Genomic DNA, 18329 nt, shown 5'->3' with positions numbered 1-18329 from the left:
ATCAGTCCGGCGCAAAAGCATGTTTGTAATCCTGGGCCAACGCCGGGTTCTGTTCCTCCTTCTTCAGCATGCAGTTGCCTATGACGAGCCGTTCTATATCAGTGCCCATGAAACAGCGGAATGCGTCATCCGGGCTTTCGACGATCGGCTCGCCACGGACATTGAAGCTGGTGTTCACAACCACCGCGCAGCCCGTGCGCTGCTTGAATGCATTGATCAGTTCCCAGTAGCGCGGATTGGTATCGCGATGGACTGTCTGTAGCCGGGCGGAATAGTCGACATGCGTAACTGCGGGGATTTCCGATCGGGGCACATTCAGCTTCTCGATGCCAAACAGCGCCTCTTCTTGCGCGGTCATCTGTCGACGGCGCTCGGGTACCACGTCAGCGCACATCAGCATGTAGGGACTGTCCCGGTCGAACTGAAACCATTGCGCCACATCCTCGCGGAGCACCGACGGCGCGAACGGCCGGAAGCTTTCGCGATACTTGACCTTGAGGTTGAGCAGTTTCTGCATTGTCGCAGAGCGTGGGTCGCCAAGGATCGACCTGTTACCTAGCGCGCGGGGACCAAACTCCATCCTGCCTTGCATCCAACCGATCGCCTTCCCCTCGCCCAGCGCTTCGGCCGTTTCGGCCGTAATTTCGTCGCTCGTGTGCGTTTCAAACACAGCCCCAGCCGCTTTCAGCCGACGCTCGATTTCCGGCTGCCCATATTCGGGGCCAAGATAGGCGCCACGCATAGCATCGCCGGCGCCTTCTTTGCCGGCCCCATCACCCTCTGGCCGCATCTTGTTCCAGACGTAGAGCGCCGCTCCGAGCGAGCCTCCGGCATCGCCAGCCGCCGGCTGTACCCAGATGCCCTCGAACAGCCCTTCGCGATGCAGCACGCCGTTAGCGACGCAGTTGAGCGCGACGCCGCCAGACAGGCACAGATTTCGTTCTCCAGTCTCTTTCCGGGCCGCGCGCGCCAGGCGGACAACCGCCATCTCAGTGACCTTCTGAATCGACGCGGCAAGATCCATGTGATGCTGCGTCAGCGGCTCGTCGGGCGAGCGCTCCCGACCGCCGAACAGGTCGGCAAATCGCCGGGACGTCATCCGCAGGCCCGACACATAGTTGAAATATTGCTGATCGAGGTGAAAAGATCCGTCCTCGCGCAGGTCGATCAGGTGATCGAGAATGGTTTGGACATATTTGGGTTCGCCATAGGGGGCGAGGCCCATCAACTTATACTCTCCGGAATTGACCCTGAAGCCGGTATAATAGGTAAAGGCACTGTAGAGCAGACCGAGAGAATGCGGGAAACGCACCTCCTTGACGATCTCCAGCGAACGGCCGTTGCCTATCCCAAGCGAGGTCGTGCACCATTCTCCGACACCATCCATCGTGAGCACCGCTGCTCTCTCGAAAGGCGAGGGATAGAAGGCGCTCGCGGCATGGGACTGGTGATGCTCGGTGAAAAGCAGGCGGCCGTTCCAGCCGCTTGCTCCTGGCAGTTTCCGCAGTTCGGTTGCCAGCGTGCGCTTCTGGAACAGCTTCTCCTTTATCCACAGCGGCATTGCGTGGCGGAACGAGTTGAACCCTCGCGGGGCGACCGCCAGATAGGTTTCGAGCAGCCGTTCAAATTTCAGGAAGGGTTTTTCGTAGAAGACTACATAATCGACACCCTCCATCCCGCACCCGGCCGCCTCCAGGCAGTAGCGAACGGCCGCCGCCGGGAAGGCCGCGTCATGCTTGATGCGGGTGAACCGTTCTTCCTGCGCGGCGGCGATGATATGGCCATTTTCGACAAGCGCCGCCGCGCTGTCGTGATAAAAGGCCGAGATGCCCAAAATTTTCATGGCGTCAGAACAGCGTATAGATGAACGGTGCGACGACGGAGCCTTGAGCGAGCACAAGGAGGCCACCCAAAGTCACAATCATCACGAACAGCGGAAGCATCCACAGCCGTTTCCTGGCGATCAGGAAACGCAGGAGTTCGCGAGCAAAGTCCACAGCACTTACCTCCTCTAGAATTGATCCGTCAGGCCCCCCGCGCCATCAGACTGGGCGGATCGCTCATTCCAGTAGCTTTCCGTCTTCTTTCGTGGATTCAGTTGCAACGCGTCGCGTCGTACCGCGCGCATGATCAGCGCAATGGGTAGAAAGGCGACGAGGAACATGATCAGCATGACCAGCGGATTGATGATCGCGCCCAGAATCAGCCCAATCTTCATCCAGCCATAGTTTAATGGCGCAAGGACCGCCGGCGCGAGCAGGCCCAGGATAAGGAGCGCCCCGCCCGCGACAAACAGGATCAGGTTCAATTCCTGGGACCAACCCAGCAACCAGCGCACGCAGCCGAACGCCATGAGGATCGCGCCAATGATGATGCCGAACCTTCGGTTGGAAGGTAGGGCGATTACCGACCGGTCGACAAAAGATTCGTGCGCGCCCTGGCTCATTCTGCCTTTCCTTGCTCAATAGTGCGAAGGTCAACCGAAAGCACATTAGCGACCATGTCAGCGCCAGCCGGACTCAGATGGTTTTCACCATAAAGGGCGATCGGATCCGGCGTGGCCTTAAAATGTGGAGTCATGTCGATGACCGGAACGCCGGCATGCTGCGCAGCCTTCAGCACCTTGCGACGCATGGAATCATAGGCGAAGCCGTTCGGCAGCAGTCCCATGAAACGCGTACTTTGCGGCAAATATACGATGGCAGTGCGACCGCCCCATCCAGACGCCACCGTTCGCGCCCGCTGCAAAACAAGCGCGAATTGAGGTATCTCAGGCGCGCTCTTGGGGTAACCCAAACCTAGCCTCACCCAGCTCTGGTGCAGCCCCAGAAAATTACGGGCCACATTGCCTTGTTTGATCAAGTCTATCGTGTCGACCGGGCCTTCATTGTCCCAGCGCGCGATTTGGGCGCGAGCCGCCTGTATCGCTTTAGGCCTTATCGTCGACGAACCGAAGTTCGGTGCAGGACCCAGTGCTTCGACAAGCCATGGCGTTCGCAACTCGTTCGCAAGATTCTGCCAATCATTGCCTTCGTAGAAAATGATGACGGTCCAATCGGGACGGCGCACCGGGCCAAATCGCCCAAGCATCGCCAGTTCCAGCAGGGGTCCGGCTCCCCGACTTCCCAAGCTGAGTACTGAACCTTCCCGCGCACGCACTCGACTGGCAATATCTTGACCGTCGGGAAGACAAATGCCTTCGACGAAAGAATCGCCGATCATCAAAATCCTGGGCGACGGCTGGGCCGCCGCCTCGGGCGGATTGCGGAATCCAAATTGGTCGGCGTGATATTTCACCGGCACGTTGCCCGCTTTGCAAAGATCCACTTTTGAACCGGGGACCCCTCCAAGAACCGCTTCGCTTAGTTGGGTCGTGCCAATTCCGGTGTTGAGCTGCCTCAGTGTGCGCCCGGGCGGAAGGGCGAAAGGGTCCGCGTTTGTTACCTGACGAATTTCGGTCCCCACCATCGAGCGAATTATCTGGAGGTAGCGAAATTCAAGAACAGCCTCGAACAAAAACAGGGCGAACAAAATGCCGCAGGCGACGCCACCGATCTGCAACCGCCACGCTGCCCTGGCGCGAAAGGCCGCCCACAACAGTGCTGACAATAAGAGTCCGGGAACCACGACATAGCGGAGACATTGTGGAAGATCGGTCATGAAAGCACGGGCATTCGCCACGGCAAATACCATCACACCAGCCAGATAGAGCGCCGGAATCAAGCACAGGACCATTCCAACGCGATTTTCCATTCGCGCATCGTCCCAGATCGCCGCAGAGAGCGATGACTGTTCCTCTCCTGTAGCGGGCTCGCGGACGGTTGCCATGTGGCGGACCCTAGCCCGCCTTATTCACCAAAAGTGTCCTGAAGGGTTGGCGGGAGTGGCGTAAGCCTCTGATCTGAATTAGGAACTGGGTGTCTAAGCCGAACCTGCCGCAGGGCAGAAAATGCCACGGGCCACACCCGCCATGAACGATGATATCGCAAGCTCATTTGGATTCCCAGCAGTCGGCCGCAAGAAAATCACAGCTGCGTTCGACGGTGGCCGGCTTACCTCGGATGGCGGTGTTCTACTGCTTGCACAGGCCGAGCGCGCGATGGGGATTTGCCAGCGCCTGGCGGCTTGTATTGCCGATCCGCGCGATCCAGCGCGGGTGATCCATCGCCTGGATGACATTCTGCGTGCCCGTGTGTTCGCGATTGCGTGCGGCTATGAGGATGCCGATGATCTCGATGCTCTGCGCGACGATCCAGGCTTCCGCCTGGCGCTCGGCAAGCTGCCGGAATCGGGCGCGGGGCTGGCCAGCCAACCGACGATGAGCCGGTGGGAAAATGCACCGACTACGCGCGAACTGGCCAGCATGATGGCCGCGATGATCGACATCTACTGCGCCAGCTATCCCGCCCCTCCGACAGCGGTCACGCTGGATATCGACGACACGTGCGACGTCGTGCATGGCTATCAACAGCTCTCGTTCTGGAACGGGCATCATGGGGAGCGCTGCTTCCTACCGATCCATATCTACGACACCGCGACCGGCAGGCCGGTGGCCATGCTGCTGCGCACAGGCAAGACGCCTTCTGGAAAGGAGGCGGCGGGGCACATCCGACGCCTGGTGCGTCACCTGCGCCGTAATTGGCCCGATACCCACATCACTATCCGCGGCGACGGGCACTATGGTCGACCCGAGGTCATGGCCTACTGCGATGCGGCCCGCGTCGATTACGTGTTCGGCCTGCCCACCAATTCAGCGCTGCGCGCCGATCCCGCCATTGTTGCGGTCGCCGATGCCTGCGCGGTCAAGCGCGCCCAGCGTCAGTGTCCCGTCCTGCGCAACTATGCCGAGACCCGCTATGGGGCAAAGACCTGGAAGTGCCAGCGTCGCGTCGTTGCACGGATCGAGGCCAGCACGCTGGGCATGGACATCCGCTATGTCGTCACCTCGTTGGCAACAGGATCGGCCGAGCACATCTACGACACGCTCTACTGCGCGCGTGGTCAGGCCGAGAACCTGATCAAGCGCCACAAGTCCCAGCTCGCCAGCGACCGAACCTCGTGCCGCTCGGCCAATGCCAATCAGATGCGCCTGATACTGCACACTGCCGCATACTGGCTGCTATGGCGCATCCAGCAGGCGATGCCCAGGACCGCTGCTCTGGCAAGCGCGGAGTTTACCACCTTGCGCCTGCGGCTGCTCAAGGTCGCTGCGCGCGTCGTAGAAAGTGCTAGCCGCATCCGCATTGCCTTCGCTTCCGCCTGTCCGGATGCCGACCTGTTCCGCGCCCTCGTTCTCCGGCTGAAGCCTGCGCCGACGTAGCCCATGCGGCAGCGCCGCAGAACTCCGAGCCCAGCCCTTCAACCCGAAAAGCCCATCAATCCGAATGCGGTGAAACAAACGCCAGCGATGCCGGTCGTCCGCGCAATACAGCCAGCCGCAGCAAATGCCCAGAGCGGGCCCGAAACCGAGCGTCGTGAATAAGAGAGGCTAGGTCCGCACTTTCGAGGGACCAAGTGAGCATTTGGACACATCAAATATCATTAGAGGTAACCGCCAGCCGGGAGATGTTGGTTATCCCTGCATCGGTCAAATCACCCTCAGCCCGGTTCTTTTTTCTGGAGCAAGCTGCGTTAAATCCGTCGCGGGGCGCTTGCTCTAGTTCTTTGTTGTCGCATCGTTTTTTTGCGAAAAGCCGGTTCCCACTTTTTCGCACGATGCTCTGGAGATTCACCCATCTTCCGGCGCTTTTCTTCGCAAACACGAACTGCTGCATAAATTTTTGGCTCGATGTCGCCCTGGATGAGAGCCAGCTAACGACAGCGCGTCAGATCGCTGCCACGAGGTCTCACAGATGTCGCCCGCCATCAGATAGATGCGCAAATTGAGAACATCAGTACATTGATTCAGCCGATACAAACCGTGCCGCCGTTCGGCAATGAGCCGCCAGCGCCCGACGCCGACGCGGTCTGGCTTCCCGGCAGCTATGCTGCATCAGCGTGGCTGGATCATGAACGTCCAATCTACTGCGGCGAGCCATCGTCCCCGCCATTGCGATGAATCAGTCCGTCAACTCACCGGCGGGCACAGTTCGATGATCGGCTTGCTCGCCATCGGTCGCGCCTCATCGAAGGAACCCATTGCCGCCCGGCGGCGAAATTCGGCGGCCATCGCCTGATGCATCATGCGTGCGGAGGCATCCGCCGTCGTTGCCGCCAACTGCTCATGCATTTTGGCACGCTCAAGACATTCCTGCGCATTAAGGGCATTCGTCATGAACCACACTCCTGCGTCCTGCGGGACATGCCGGTCCTATCGCACAGCGAGGCGATCGGACGCAGGGCGCCCCGTGAAAAACCGCGCAAAATCTACGCTCCTTGTCAGCCGATGGGAAATGGAATCTTTTGGGTCCACCCGCGCACATCGCCGCATGGCGCTATTTCAGACCGTCCAGTCGACGCGCGGTTGGCAACGGTGGCTCTTAAACTCTTTGCGCGTTTCCATATCGACCTCGCTCAGCACCACCTCATATCCCCAGAGATTGGCGAGATTCTGCAACACCATGGCAGCATCGGCGTCATCCAGCAGCACCCCGTCGATCACGCCATGTTCCAGCATCAACGTCCGGTCCCCGGCCAGATCGACATCGACGACCTGGATATCCGGCTCCTGCCGGGCGATGTCATGTTCGCGCGCGAGCGCTCTTCGGATGCGCCGATAGCCGCGCTCGTCATGGATAGCGTCGACGCGCACCTCCGACTCGCCTTCATGGTCGAGGATCTTGAACAACCGCCACTGCCGGATGAGATGAGGGCTGAGGAATTGCGACACGAAACTTTCATCGCGATAATTCGCCCAGATGTCCTTGAGCACCTCCACCGGGTCGCGCGATCCGGCGATGTCGCCGAACCACTCCCTGTCCTCATCGGTCGGCGTGTCGCAGATACGCTCGATATCGGACATGATGCCGAAACCCAGCGCATAGGGATTGAAACCGCCGAAATGCCCTGAGTCATAGGTCGGTTGGTAAACGACGCCCGTGTGCGACTGGATGAACTCCATGAACGACCCGTCGGTAATCAGGCCGCGCTGGTGCAGGGTGGTCATGATGCGATAGTGGGTATAGGTCGCTGCGCCCTCGTTCATCGCCTTGGTCTGGCGCTGGGGGTAGAAATATTGCGCGATCAGACGCACGATACGCAATATCTCCCGCTGCCAGCTTTCCAGCCGCGGCCCCGTCTTTTCCAGGAAATAGAGGATATTTTCCTGTGGCAGCCCCAGCGCCGCGCGCCGCTGGTCATTGGGCACGGCGGCCGCCTTTCCGCCCATCGGCACGGTGCGCCACAAATCGTCAAAGATGCGATCGCGAAAGGCCTGCCGCTCGGCCTCCCGCTCGGCCTCAGCCTTCAGGTCGCGGGGGCGAATGCGCGGATAGCGATGCACGCCCTGGTTCATCAGCGCATGGGCGGCATCCAGCACGCGCTCCACCGCTAGTTGTCCGTAGCGTTCCTCACAACTGGCGATGTATCGCTTGGCGAATTCCAGATAATCCAATATGCCTTCCGCGTCCGTCCACTGGCGGAAGACATAATTATTCTTGAAGAAATGATTATGTCCAAAGGCGGCATGGGCGATGACAAGTGTCTGCATTGTCGCGCTGTTTTCCTGCATCAGATAATTGATGCAGGGATCGGAATTGATCACCAGCTCATAGGCAAGGCCGCGCAATCCCTTGCGATAGAGCGTCTCATTGGTGACGAACTGCTTGCCGAACGACCAGTGTTTGTAGAACAGCGGCATACCGATCGATGAATAGGCGTCCAGCATCTGTTCAGCGCTGATGATTTCCAGTTGATTGGGATAGATGTTCAGCTTCATCTCGCCGATGGCGATCGGTTCGATGGCGTCATAGATGCGGTTGAGGAGCGAAAAGTCCCAGTCGCTACCGGTGAACAGCGGGGCGGATGCGATACCACCTTTCAATTGCGCGCCCCTTCCGAAACGCCCCTGCGCTGGAACAGCTCGCGAAAGACGGGATAGATTTCGCGCCGGTGCGACACTTTGCGCATCGCGAAATGACGATTGGCCTCCATCACCGGCGCGTAGGCGTTCCACAGCCCGGTGGTGGCCGTCGCCTCTATCCCGGCAAATTCCTCGCGGCCCACTTCCAGATAGGCGGCATATTGCGCGATCCGCAGGATCTGATCCTGCATCAGGCTGACCACCCGGTCATTGTCGGACGCCATTGTGTCACCGTCCGAAGCCTGCGCGACATAGATATTCCAGTCGTTCGGACTGTAGCGGTCCTTCACCACCTCCAGCAGCTTGTCGAGCGCACTCGACACCAGCGTGCCGCCCGTGACCGTGCTATAGAAAAAGGTCTGCTCGTCCACTTCGGCCGCCCGGTCGGTATGGTGGATGAACACCACCTCGACATGCTCGTAACAGCGCGACAGGAACAGGTGCAGCAGCGCGAAGAAACGCTTGGCCAGATCCTTCATATGCGCGGTCATGGAGCCAGACACATCCATCAGACAGAACATAACGGCCTGCGCGACCGGACGGGGCTGTGGTTCGAACCGGCGATAGCGCAGGTCAACCGGGTCGATATAGGCAATGAGGTTGCGCCGCCGCACCAGATGCGCCCGTTCCTCGCGCAGCTTCTTCAATGCCGCTGCATCATTCGGCAAGGGCTTCTCGCGCGCCTCGATCTCGGCGATCGCGTCTTCCACCTGCCGCAACTGCGCGCTGCTGGGCCGCCGCAGCGCCAGCCGCCGCGACATCGCCTTCTGCATCGAGCGCGGGACGGACAGGTTGGACGGATTGCCAAGGGTTGAATAGCCCGCCCGCCTGACCCCCTCGACCTTGCCCGCCACCAGCCTTTTCTTGGCCATGTCAGGCAATTCCAGATCGTCGAGAAACAGGTCCAGAAACTCCTCGCGGCTCAACGCGAAGCGGAATTCGTCCGCACCCTCGCCCTCACCCGCCTGCGAACCGGCACCTCCACCGCCCTGAGGCCGCTTAATCCTGTCGCCTTCCATATATTCGCGATTGCCGGGCAGCACCCGCTCGCGATTGCCGCCCTGGCCGGCGTGATGCAGCGTGGGTTCGTGGATAGCGTCCCGGCGGATGCTGATCTGGCGTTCCTTGTCCAGATCCTTGATGCTGCGGTCCTGCAAGCTGTCACGCACTGCCTGTTGCACATAGGCCCGCGCCCGTCGCAGGAAGCGTTGCCGGTTGACCAGGCTTTTGCCTCCGGGGTTCAGCCGTCTGTCAACTATGTGCATGACAGTGAGTGCGCCTCCATCAGCCTGCCTGCTTGACGCGAATATACCATTCGACCAACCGTCTCACCTGTCGCTCGGTATAGCCGCGCTCGATCATCCGCGTGACGAATTCGTCATGCTTGCTCGCCGTATCGCCGTCCTTCTTGGACCCGAAGCTGATGACCGGCAGCAGGTCCTCGACCTGACTGAACATCCGCTTTTCGATGACCTCGCGGATCTTCTCATAGCTTGTCCATGACGGATTGCGCCCGTCATTGCTGGCCCGCATGCGCAGCGCGAACTTCACCACTTCGTTACGGAAATCCTTGGGATTGGCGATGCCGGCGGGCTTTTCGGTCTTGGACAGTTCCTGATTGATGATCTCCCGGTCCAGCAATTGCCCCGTATCGGGGTCCTTGAAGTCCAGATCTTCGATCCACGCATCGGCATAGGCCACATAGCGGTCGAACAGATTCTGACCATAATCATGGTAGGATTCCAGATAGGCCTTCTGAATCTCGTTGCCGATGAACTCGGCATAGCGCGGCGCCAGTTCGCCCTTGATATACTCCAGATAGCGCGCTTCGGTCTCCGCCGGGAACTGCTCCTGCCGGACCATGCCTTCCAGCACATACATGAGGTGGACCGGGTCGGCGCCGATCTCGATCGTGTCATGGTTGAAGGTCGCCGACAGCGCCTTGAAGGCGAAGCGGGTGGAAATGCCCGACATCCCCTCATCCACGCCCGCCGCGTCGCGATATTCCTGAAGGCTCTTGGCCTTGGGATCGATCTCCCGCAGCATCTCCCCGTCATAGACCCGCATCTTGGAATAGACGTTGCTGTTCTCATGCTCACGCAACCGCGTCAGCACCGAAAAACGTGCCAGCATTTCCAGCGTGCCGGGCGCGCAGGGCGTCTTGTTCAGGTCTGATTCCTGCAGCAGCTTTTCATAGACATGCCGCTCCTCGGTCGCCTGCAACGCGTAGGGCACCTTGATGACGTAGATGCGGTCGATAAAGGCTTCGTTATTCTTGTTGTTCTTGAAATTCGTCCATTCCGATTCATTGCTATGCGCCATGACGATGCCGTTAAAGGGGATGGCGCCGATATTTTCGGTGCCGATATAATTCCCCTCCTGCGTCGCCGTCAGCAGCGGGTGCAGCATCTTGATCGGCGCCTTGAACATCTCGACGAATTCCAGCATCCCCTGGTTCGCCCGATTGAGGCCGCCCGAATAACTGTAGGCATCGGGATCGTTCTGCGACAGCATCTCCAGCTTGCGGATGTCGACCTTTCCGACCAGCGAGGAAATATCCTGATTATTCTCGTCGCCCGGTTCCGTCTTGGCGATGGCGATCTGCCGCATCCGCGACGGCGTCAGCCGGATAACCTTGAACTGCGCTATGTCACCGCCAAACTCGTCCAGCCGCTTGCGACACCAGGGGCTTATCATGCCGGTCAGCCGCCGCCGGGGAATGCCATAACTGTCCTCGATGAAGGCGCCGTGCGTTTCGGCGTCGAACAGCGCAAGCGGGCTTTCGAAGATCGGGCTGATCTCATCCCCCGCCTTCAGCGCATAGATCGGATGGATTTCCATCAGTGCCTTCAGCCGCTCGGCCAGCGACGATTTGCCGCCGCCCACGGGACCGAGCAGGTAGAGAATCTGCTTGCGCTCCTCCAGTCCCTGCGACGCATGCCGCAGGAAGCTCACGATATGTTCGATCGTGGATTCCATACCGAAAAAGTTGGAGAAGCTCTTATAGCGCCGGATGGTGCGGTTCATGAAGATCCGGCCCAGCCGCTGATCGCGCGAAGTATCTATGATTTCCGGCTCGCCGATCGCCGCCAGAAGACGTTCCGGCGCAGAGGCGTGCATGATCGGATCGGTGCGACACCCAAGCAGATAATCTTCAATCGACAACTCGGCTTGACGCCGTTCGTCAAAATTCCGCGTGAAGCTCGAAAACAGTTCATTTTTCGTCACTGGCGACTCCCGCCGCAGTAGCCATGAGATGAGTATGATACGCCTAAGAGACCGTTTTAGAAAGGGTTGATGCGATGGCCTCGGCGTGATTCAACTTGAAATGTGGACCCAAGCAATGTCCGGATGGCTGGATTTGACAAGCGATAGAAGCCTTATCCGGAAGAATGGCCTTTCATCCCTCCGCTCTCACCCTCGACCACCTGCCGCTTTCACGCCGCAATCATCGCGTGATGGATGTCATCTTTGGCCGCAGCAATATTTGATGTGGAAATCTTGCGATTGATCGCTTGTCCTTCTGACCAACCGCTGTTATCTGCCCGCTCGCTGCCGCTTTAGCTCAGTTGGTAGAGCATCGCATTCGTAATGCGGGGGTCACAGGTTCGAGTCCTGTAAGCGGCACCAGTACCCTGGCTTTGATAGCCACGCTCTCCTTACCAGAAGCCCTTAAACTTTGGTCCTGCGTGGGTCCAAGCCGGGACGGCTTTGCGCTTGATGAGCAGGATCGAAGAAGCGTATCTTCGTTTCATCTCGCCCCTCTCAGCCACCGTACCAGTCGGATTTTTCACAACCTGCTCAATCCCGCTAAGATAGGTGCGATCCAGCCCAGTATCATCGGTCATCCGTCCCATCACGTTTACGCCAAATTTACCATCCCCATGGCACGGTCCTGCCAGATAGTTAGGTTTTTTGTAACAGGACGCGCCGGATGGACACGCTGCGGGGGCATGACGTCGCCAACGACCAGGATGATTTTGATTACGCGGCCGACGCCGCGATCGAAACGCCGCCGGTCGTGGTGTCCGACGAACGGCGCATGCATGTGCGCGCCTATAATTATTGGGCCTCGATGCTGGGCGAGCGGACCTTGCCCTCCATCGAGGACCTCAACCCCGACGAACTGGAGGATTTCGGCCCCAACAGCGTCCTACTGGATTTCAGCGCCGGTATCGACAATCCCGCGATCGTCTATCTGGGTACCGCGCTGCGGCATGAGTGCGAGATCGAGGGATCGATCACCCATATCAATGACGTCCCGGCCCGTTCGCTGCTGTCCCGGCTGACCGATCATTATCTTCAGATCATCGCGAACGCCGCGCCGATCGGATTCGAGGCCGAGTTCGTCAACCAGCGCGGATCGGAAATCCTGTACCGCGGCATCTTGATGCCTTTTTCCTCCGACGACGATACGATCGATTTCGTCTATGGCGTCATCAACTGGAAGGAAGTGGCCAGCCACGACCTGACCGATGCGCTGGTGTCGCAGGTAGAAGAAGCGCTCCGCAGCGCCCCTGCCCGCCGCAACGTCGCCCCGGTCTGGGCCGATGGCCCTGTCGGCAGCGGGATCGACACCGACCTTCCCGAACTGGACGACGAACCGCTCGACCTGTCGGGCATGGAAAGCCCGTCGAGCGACGCGCCGCTCGCTGACTGGCTGGCGCTGGCGCGCGATGGTGCGGACGAAGCCCGCCGGGCCGACAGCCGCAGCCATACCGCACTGTACCGCGCCATCGGCTTCGCCCATGATTTCGCCATCGCCAGCATAGAGTCGCCGCAAGACTATGAAGAGATGCTGGCCGACGCCGGGATCAAGGTGCAGGCGCGCAGCCCGATGACCCCCATCGTCAAGCTGGTCTTTGGCGCCACTTACGACAAGACTCGCCTGACCGAATATGCGACCGCGCTGGACCATGCACAGGCGAGCGGCCTGGGCCTTGGCGCATTGGCCGATCATCTGAACAACTATCCCGGCGGCATTAAGGCGCTGGTCCGCGATGTGCGCGCCGAGCGCCGCGCGGAGAAGCCTGCCCGCCCCGATAGCCGCACGAGCGCCCGCGCCACGCTCAAGGCCGCGCAGGCACTGGAACCGCAAGCCGTGACCACCGACACCGACGGACTGGCCGTGGTTGTCGCCCGGCGCGAAGCTGACGGATCGCTCTCGATCGTCGCGGCCCTGTCAGGCACATCCCCCCTGTCCGATCGCGTCGTTGCACAAGCGGCGAAGCAAGCCTAGATACTGTTCCGGTTCAATCAAACCGGAACAGTATCTAGGCTTTTAGCTTGCCGCGCTTTCTTGATCGTCCGATGAATCCATCTGACTGGAATCGCTTTGGGGTCCGTCACCGGCGATATGCCGCGTTCTGACGCGCCATGCTGCATCGCGTCATAATATTACATAAAAATGTAACTATATTTCACGACAAGGGTTGAGCCTTTGGCGGCGCTGGCGCATAACGGGCCGCGATAAAGCGAACCGTTGAAACAGCGCTGCCGGCCCCGTGCCCAAGGCCGGTCCCTCCGGCAGCCGATGATCCTGCGGGAAAAGAGGTGACTGGATGACGAGCGTGGCGGAACCCAAGAAGGCAGCGAACACAGGTTCAACCAAAGCAGGGCCGGTCGATGCCGCTGTGGCGGACGCGCTGCAAGCGGCGCTGGCGCGCGGCGCGCTGCCGGGCGAGCGGGAGGGCTTTGACGAACAAGCGACCGCATCCGCCGCCGCCTTCCTCGCTGGCACCGCCGCCACCCGCAAGCCCGGTCGCGCCGTCATCGCGCTTGAAACGCTGGGCGAAGGCGCCAGCGGCCGCTTCATGCGGATCGCCCTCATCAACGACGACATGCCCTTCCTCGTCGATTCGATCGGCAGCACATTGGCCGCCGCCGACATCACCATCTATCGCCTGCTGCATCCGGTCCTTTCGGTCGCCCGCGATGGCGACGGACACCTGTCCACCATATTGGAGGATGACGCCCCCGGCGCCCGCCGCGAATCAATGATCTATATCGAGGCGGACCGGGTGGATGCCAAAGCGCGCCGCGCGTTGGAAACCGCGCTCGACCAAACGCTCAAGGACGTGCGCGCAGCCGTGTCCGACTGGCCACAGATGCGGGCTGCGATGGAGACGGATGCCGACGCCATCCCTGACGAGGAAGGCGCCGCCCTGCTCCGCTGGTTCCTCGCCCGGCATTTCACCCAGATCGGGCATGAAATTCGCCATCGCGGCGGCAAGGGTGAAACAGGCGGCGAAAAGCCGCTGGGCATCAGCGCGCTGGGCGACGAGCCATTACTCGCGCCCGCCTCCATAGAGGCTGCCTTTGGCTGGTTCGAGGAAGGCAAGCGCACGCCGTTGATCGTCAAGTCCAACCGCATGGCACGGGTCCATCGCCATGTCCTGATCGACCTCATCATCGTACCAGTACGCAAGGGCAAGGATGTCGTCGCCCTGTCCATCCATGCAGGCATGTGGACCAGCGCGGGGCTGGCCGCCACGCCGGACAAGGTACCGCTGCTCCGCTCGGCCCTCTCCTCGTTGATGGACAAGTTCGGCTTCGATCCGGGCGGTCATGCGGGCAAGGCGCTGGCCCATGCGCTGACCAGCCTGCCGCACGACATATTGATCGGCTTCGACCGGGAAACGCTGGAGCGGCTGGCGCTGACCTTCATGTCGCTGACCGACCGCCCCCGGCCAAAGCTCGCGCTGGCCACCAGCGCGCTGACCCGCCATCTCTACGCCTTCGTCTGGCTGCCGCGTGACGAAGTGTCGACCGGGCGCCGGGTCGCGGTGCAGGACATGCTCGCAGCCGCGGCCAATGCCCAGTTGTTGAGCTGGTCGATCGCGCTGGAGGAAGGCGGGCTGGCGCTGCTGCGTATCACCCTAGACCTGCGCGATGGTGGGGTCGTACCCGATGACGCCGCGCTTGATCGTCAGCTCAAGCAGATGGTGCGCGGCTGGCTGCCCTCCGTTGAGGAAGCCCTGACCGAGAATGAGGAAGCCGGCCGCGCCGCCGCGCTCGCCCAGCGTTATGCGCCGGGCTTCCCGATGAACTATCGCAACGGCGCAGGCCCGGCGGAGGCCGCGATGGACATCCGCCTGCTCCACGGCCTGTCCGGCCCCGGCGACCGCTCGATCCGCGTCTATCGCAACGATGAGGACAAGGTCGAACGGCTTCGACTGAAACTCTACACCTACGAAGCGATGGCCCTGTCCGAAGTCGTTCCTGCCTTCGAAAATTTCGGCTTCCGCGTGATCGAGGAAATGTCGACCCCGGTGGACGGTGGCGCGCTTGGCCACATTCAACGCTTCATCCTTGAACTGCCCCGCGGCGGCGATGGCAGCGCCGTCATCGCCCGCGCTGACATCGTCACCGAAGCGATCGCGCAGGTGCTGGAAGGCGTGGCGGAAAATGACCGTTTCAACGAACTGATCGTCACCGCAGGGCTGGAGCCGCGCGCGGTCATCCTGTTCCGCGCCCTTTTCCGCTATCTGCGCCAGACCGGCATGGCCTATGGCATGGCGACCGTCGCCGACACGCTGCGCCGCGAACAGGGGGTCGCCCACAGCCTCATCACTCTGTTCCACGCGCTGCACGACCCGCAGGCGAAAGACGCGGACGCGGTCATCACCCACGCCCAGATCGCAATCGACGAGGGGCTGGAGAAGGTGACGGCGATCGACGAGGATCGCGTCCTACGCCTGTTGCGTGCAGTCATCGCCGCCACCCTGCGCACCAATTTCTTCGCTCCCGCAGCAGCAGAAGCGCTGGCCTTCAAGCTGGACAGCGCGAAGATCCCCGGCCTCCCCGCCCCGCTCCCCTGGCGCGAAATCTGGGTCTATTCGCCACGGATCGAGGGCATTCACCTGCGCGCCGGTCCCGTCGCGCGTGGCGGGCTGCGCTGGTCGGACCGCCGCGACGACTTCCGCACCGAAGTTCTGGGGCTGATGAAGGCGCAGCGGGTCAAGAACGCCGTCATCGTGCCGACCGGCGCAAAGGGCGGCTTCTACCCCAAGCAATTGCCCAACCCACAGGTCAATCGCGACGCCTGGATGGCGGAGGGCACGGAAAGCTATCGCATCTTCATCCGCTCGCTGCTGTCGATCACCGACAATCTGGTGAAGGGCAAGGTCAAGCACCCCGCCAATGTCGTGATCCGCGACGGCGACGATCCCTATTTCGTGGTCGCCGCCGACAAGGGCACCGCGACCTTCAGCGACGTCGCCAACGCAATCGCGCTGGAACGCGACTTCTGGCTGGGCGACGCCTTCGCCAGCGGCGGCTCCAACGGCTATGACCATAAGGCGATGGGCATCACCGCACGCGGCGCGTGGCTGTCGGTGCAACGTCACTTCGCCGAAATGGGCGTCGACGTACAGACCGAGCCGGTGACGGTCGTGGGTTGCGGCGACATGTCGGGGGACGTGTTCGGCAACGGCATGTTGCTGTCAAAGGCGATCCATCTGGTCGCCGCCTTCGACCACCGCCACATCTTCTTCGACCCCACGCCCGATGCTGCAAAAAGCTGGGAGGAGCGCAACCGCCTGTTCGCCCTCCCCCGTTCATCCTGGGACGATTATAACAAGAAGCTGATCTCCAAGGGCGGCGGCGTCTTCCCCCGCACCCTCAAGAGCATCAGCCTGACGCCCGAGATGCAGGCCGTTCTGGGCGTCACCGACGCCGAGATGGAACCCGCCGCCCTCATCTCCGCCATCCTCAAAAGCCCCTCCGACCTGCTGTGGTTCGGCGGCATCGGCACCTATATCAAGGCCGCCGCGCAAGGGCATGGCGATGTCGGCGACCCCGCCAATGACCGGCTGCGCGTCAATGCGGAGGAATTGCGCATCAAGGTGATCGGCGAAGGCGCGAATCTGGGCGTCACCCAAGCGGCACGCATCGCCTTCTCGTTAAAGGGCGGACGGCTCAACACCGACTTCATCGACAATTCGGCGGGCGTCGATTGTTCGGACAATGAAGTGAACATCAAGATCGCGTTGAACAAGGAGATGATCGAGGGTCGCCTTGAACTCGACGCCCGCAACACATTGCTGGTCAGCATGACCGATGCGGTCGGCGATCTGGTGCTGGAGGATAACCGCCTTCAGGCGCTGGGCCTTTCGATCGCCGAGACCGGCGGCGCCGCCGACCTTGCCAGCTATGTCCGCCTGATCGAGACGTTCGAGGAAAGCGGACGCCTTGACCGCGTGGTGGAAGGACTGGGCGCCAACGACCAGTTGCTGCGGCGCGGACAGGATGGTCAGGGCCTCACCCGCCCCGAACTCGCCGTGCTGCTCTCCACCGCAAAGCTCGCGCTTCAGGATGCGATCGAACATGGCAAACTCGCCACCGATCTTTCCATGGGGGCGGAACTGCTGGCCGCCTTCCCGCCCGCCATGCAAAAGAAAGAGGCGGATGCGATTGCCCAGCATCAATTGCGGGGGGAAATCATCGCGACCAAGGTTGCCAACCGCATCATCAATCGCCTTGGCCTCATCCATCCGTTCGAACTGGCCGAGGAAGAGGGCTGCTCGCTCGCCGACCTCGCCAGCGCCTTCCTGATCGCAGAGCGGCTCTATGACATCGGATCGCTATGGCGAGACATCGACGCAGCGCAAATGTCAGAGGGTGCGCGCCTTGCCCTGTTCGGCGACATTGCAGGCGGCATGCGCGCGCAGATCGCCGACATCTTGCGCAGCCTGCCCGCCGGCACGCTGCCGCAGGCGGGTATCGACCAACTGGCCGCTGGCGTCGGCACGCTGGCAAAGAAGGTCGACGACCTGTTGACCGACGAAGCCTGCCGCCGCACCGCCGCCATCTCCGACCGCCTGCTGGGGCTTGGCGCACCGGAGGCGCTGGTCAAGCGCGCAAACGGTCTGTTCAAGCTGGACGGCGCGGTCGGCATCGCCAGCCTCGCGGCGAAGCTGGGCGTCGATGAAGTGGACCTCACCCGCGCGTTCACCCGGCTGGGCGAAGCCGTCGGCATCGACTGGGTCCAGTCCGCCGCCGCCCGCATGGAACCGACCGACCCATGGGAGCGCCTGCTCATTTCCGGCGTCGCCCGCGACATGCAGCAGGTCCGCCTCGACTTCCTGGCCAGCGCCAAAGGCAAGGACTTGCCCACCCATCTGGAAAACTGGCTGGAGGCCAGGCAAGCCCGCATCACCCAGTTCCGCACCCTCGTCCACCGCGCCAAGGCCGCCGCGACCCCCAACGTCGCCATGCTGGCGGAAATCGCAGGACAGGCCCGCGGGCTATTGGCGCGCTGACAGCTTCGGTCCTCTTCCGCGAAGGCGGGGAGGATCGGCGATGCGTG

12 protein-coding genes and 1 tRNA gene are annotated in these 18329 nt (G+C 61.3%); 4 read left to right on the top strand and 9 right to left on the bottom strand.

Annotated features, from left to right (window positions below; translation table 11 throughout):
• Position 1: 1 nt before the first annotated feature.
• Genes WFR25_RS08455 through WFR25_RS08440 form a run of 4 tightly spaced genes read right to left on the bottom strand, consistent with a single transcriptional unit; the run spans position 2 to position 3828 of the window.
• The gene (locus WFR25_RS08455) at positions 2-1843 is read right to left on the bottom strand and encodes a carbamoyltransferase family protein (RefSeq protein WP_336970126.1); all 1842 of its coding nucleotides are present in this window, start codon (positions 1841-1843) and stop codon (positions 2-4) included.
• Positions 1844-1847: 4 nt separating this feature from the next.
• Positions 1848-1997, bottom strand: coding sequence for a DUF5989 family protein (locus WFR25_RS08450; protein WP_336970125.1), 150 nt, complete (start codon positions 1995-1997; stop codon positions 1848-1850).
• A gap of 14 nt (positions 1998-2011) precedes the next feature.
• The gene (locus WFR25_RS08445) at positions 2012-2446 is read right to left on the bottom strand and encodes an SxtJ family membrane protein (protein ID WP_336970123.1); all 435 of its coding nucleotides are present in this window, start codon (positions 2444-2446) and stop codon (positions 2012-2014) included.
• Complete coding sequence (locus WFR25_RS08440) at positions 2443-3828, bottom strand: hypothetical protein (protein ID WP_336970121.1); 1386 nt, start codon at positions 3826-3828, stop codon at positions 2443-2445. Before WFR25_RS08440 ends, WFR25_RS08445 begins: the two co-directional genes overlap by 4 nt.
• A gap of 142 nt (positions 3829-3970) precedes the next feature.
• Between WFR25_RS08440 and WFR25_RS08435 the strand changes: the two genes are divergently transcribed.
• Positions 3971-5320, top strand: coding sequence for an IS1380-like element ISSp1 family transposase (locus WFR25_RS08435; protein ID WP_013039775.1), 1350 nt, complete (start codon positions 3971-3973; stop codon positions 5318-5320).
• A 211-nt stretch (positions 5321-5531) separates the two neighbouring features.
• On the opposite strand, the gene WFR25_RS08430 is transcribed toward WFR25_RS08435, so the two are convergent.
• The 5 genes from WFR25_RS08430 to WFR25_RS08410 form a co-directional block, all read right to left on the bottom strand.
• On the bottom strand, positions 5532-5774 hold the full coding sequence (locus WFR25_RS08430) for a hypothetical protein (RefSeq protein ID WP_336970119.1): 243 nt from the start codon (positions 5772-5774) through the stop codon (positions 5532-5534).
• Between the two features lie 293 nt (positions 5775-6067).
• Entirely contained in the window at positions 6068-6274 is a 207-nt protein-coding gene (locus WFR25_RS08425) for a hypothetical protein (protein ID WP_336970117.1), read from the bottom strand.
• A gap of 165 nt (positions 6275-6439) precedes the next feature.
• The gene (locus tag WFR25_RS08420) at positions 6440-7981 is read right to left on the bottom strand and encodes a SpoVR family protein (protein ID WP_336970116.1); all 1542 of its coding nucleotides are present in this window, start codon (positions 7979-7981) and stop codon (positions 6440-6442) included.
• Positions 7978-9285: a YeaH/YhbH family protein gene (locus WFR25_RS08415; protein WP_336970114.1), complete on the bottom strand. Its 1308-nt coding sequence runs from the start codon at positions 9283-9285 to the stop codon at positions 7978-7980. The genes WFR25_RS08420 and WFR25_RS08415 overlap by 4 nt, the downstream gene beginning before the upstream one ends.
• A 19-nt stretch (positions 9286-9304) precedes the next feature.
• On the bottom strand, positions 9305-11248 hold the full coding sequence (locus tag WFR25_RS08410; protein ID WP_336970112.1) for a PrkA family serine protein kinase: 1944 nt from the start codon (positions 11246-11248) through the stop codon (positions 9305-9307).
• 326 nt (positions 11249-11574) lie between these two features.
• Here WFR25_RS08410 and WFR25_RS08405 point away from each other — a divergent pair.
• From WFR25_RS08405 to WFR25_RS08395, 3 genes are all read left to right on the top strand, one after another.
• Positions 11575-11650 (top strand) — tRNA-Thr (locus WFR25_RS08405).
• Between the two features lie 304 nt (positions 11651-11954).
• On the top strand, positions 11955-13259 hold the full coding sequence (locus WFR25_RS08400; protein WP_336970111.1) for a PAS domain-containing protein: 1305 nt from the start codon (positions 11955-11957) through the stop codon (positions 13257-13259).
• Between the two features lie 322 nt (positions 13260-13581).
• On the top strand, positions 13582-18282 hold the full coding sequence (locus tag WFR25_RS08395; protein ID WP_419723152.1) for an NAD-glutamate dehydrogenase: 4701 nt from the start codon (positions 13582-13584) through the stop codon (positions 18280-18282).
• Positions 18283-18329 lie beyond the last annotated feature (47 nt).

Origin of the sequence: Sphingobium aromaticiconvertens (assembly GCF_037154075.1) — a bacterium.
Lineage (GTDB): Bacteria > Pseudomonadota > Alphaproteobacteria > Sphingomonadales > Sphingomonadaceae > Sphingobium > Sphingobium aromaticiconvertens.
The sequence above is the reverse complement of the archived record's forward strand: the minus strand, read 5'-3'. Positions and strand labels throughout refer to the sequence as shown.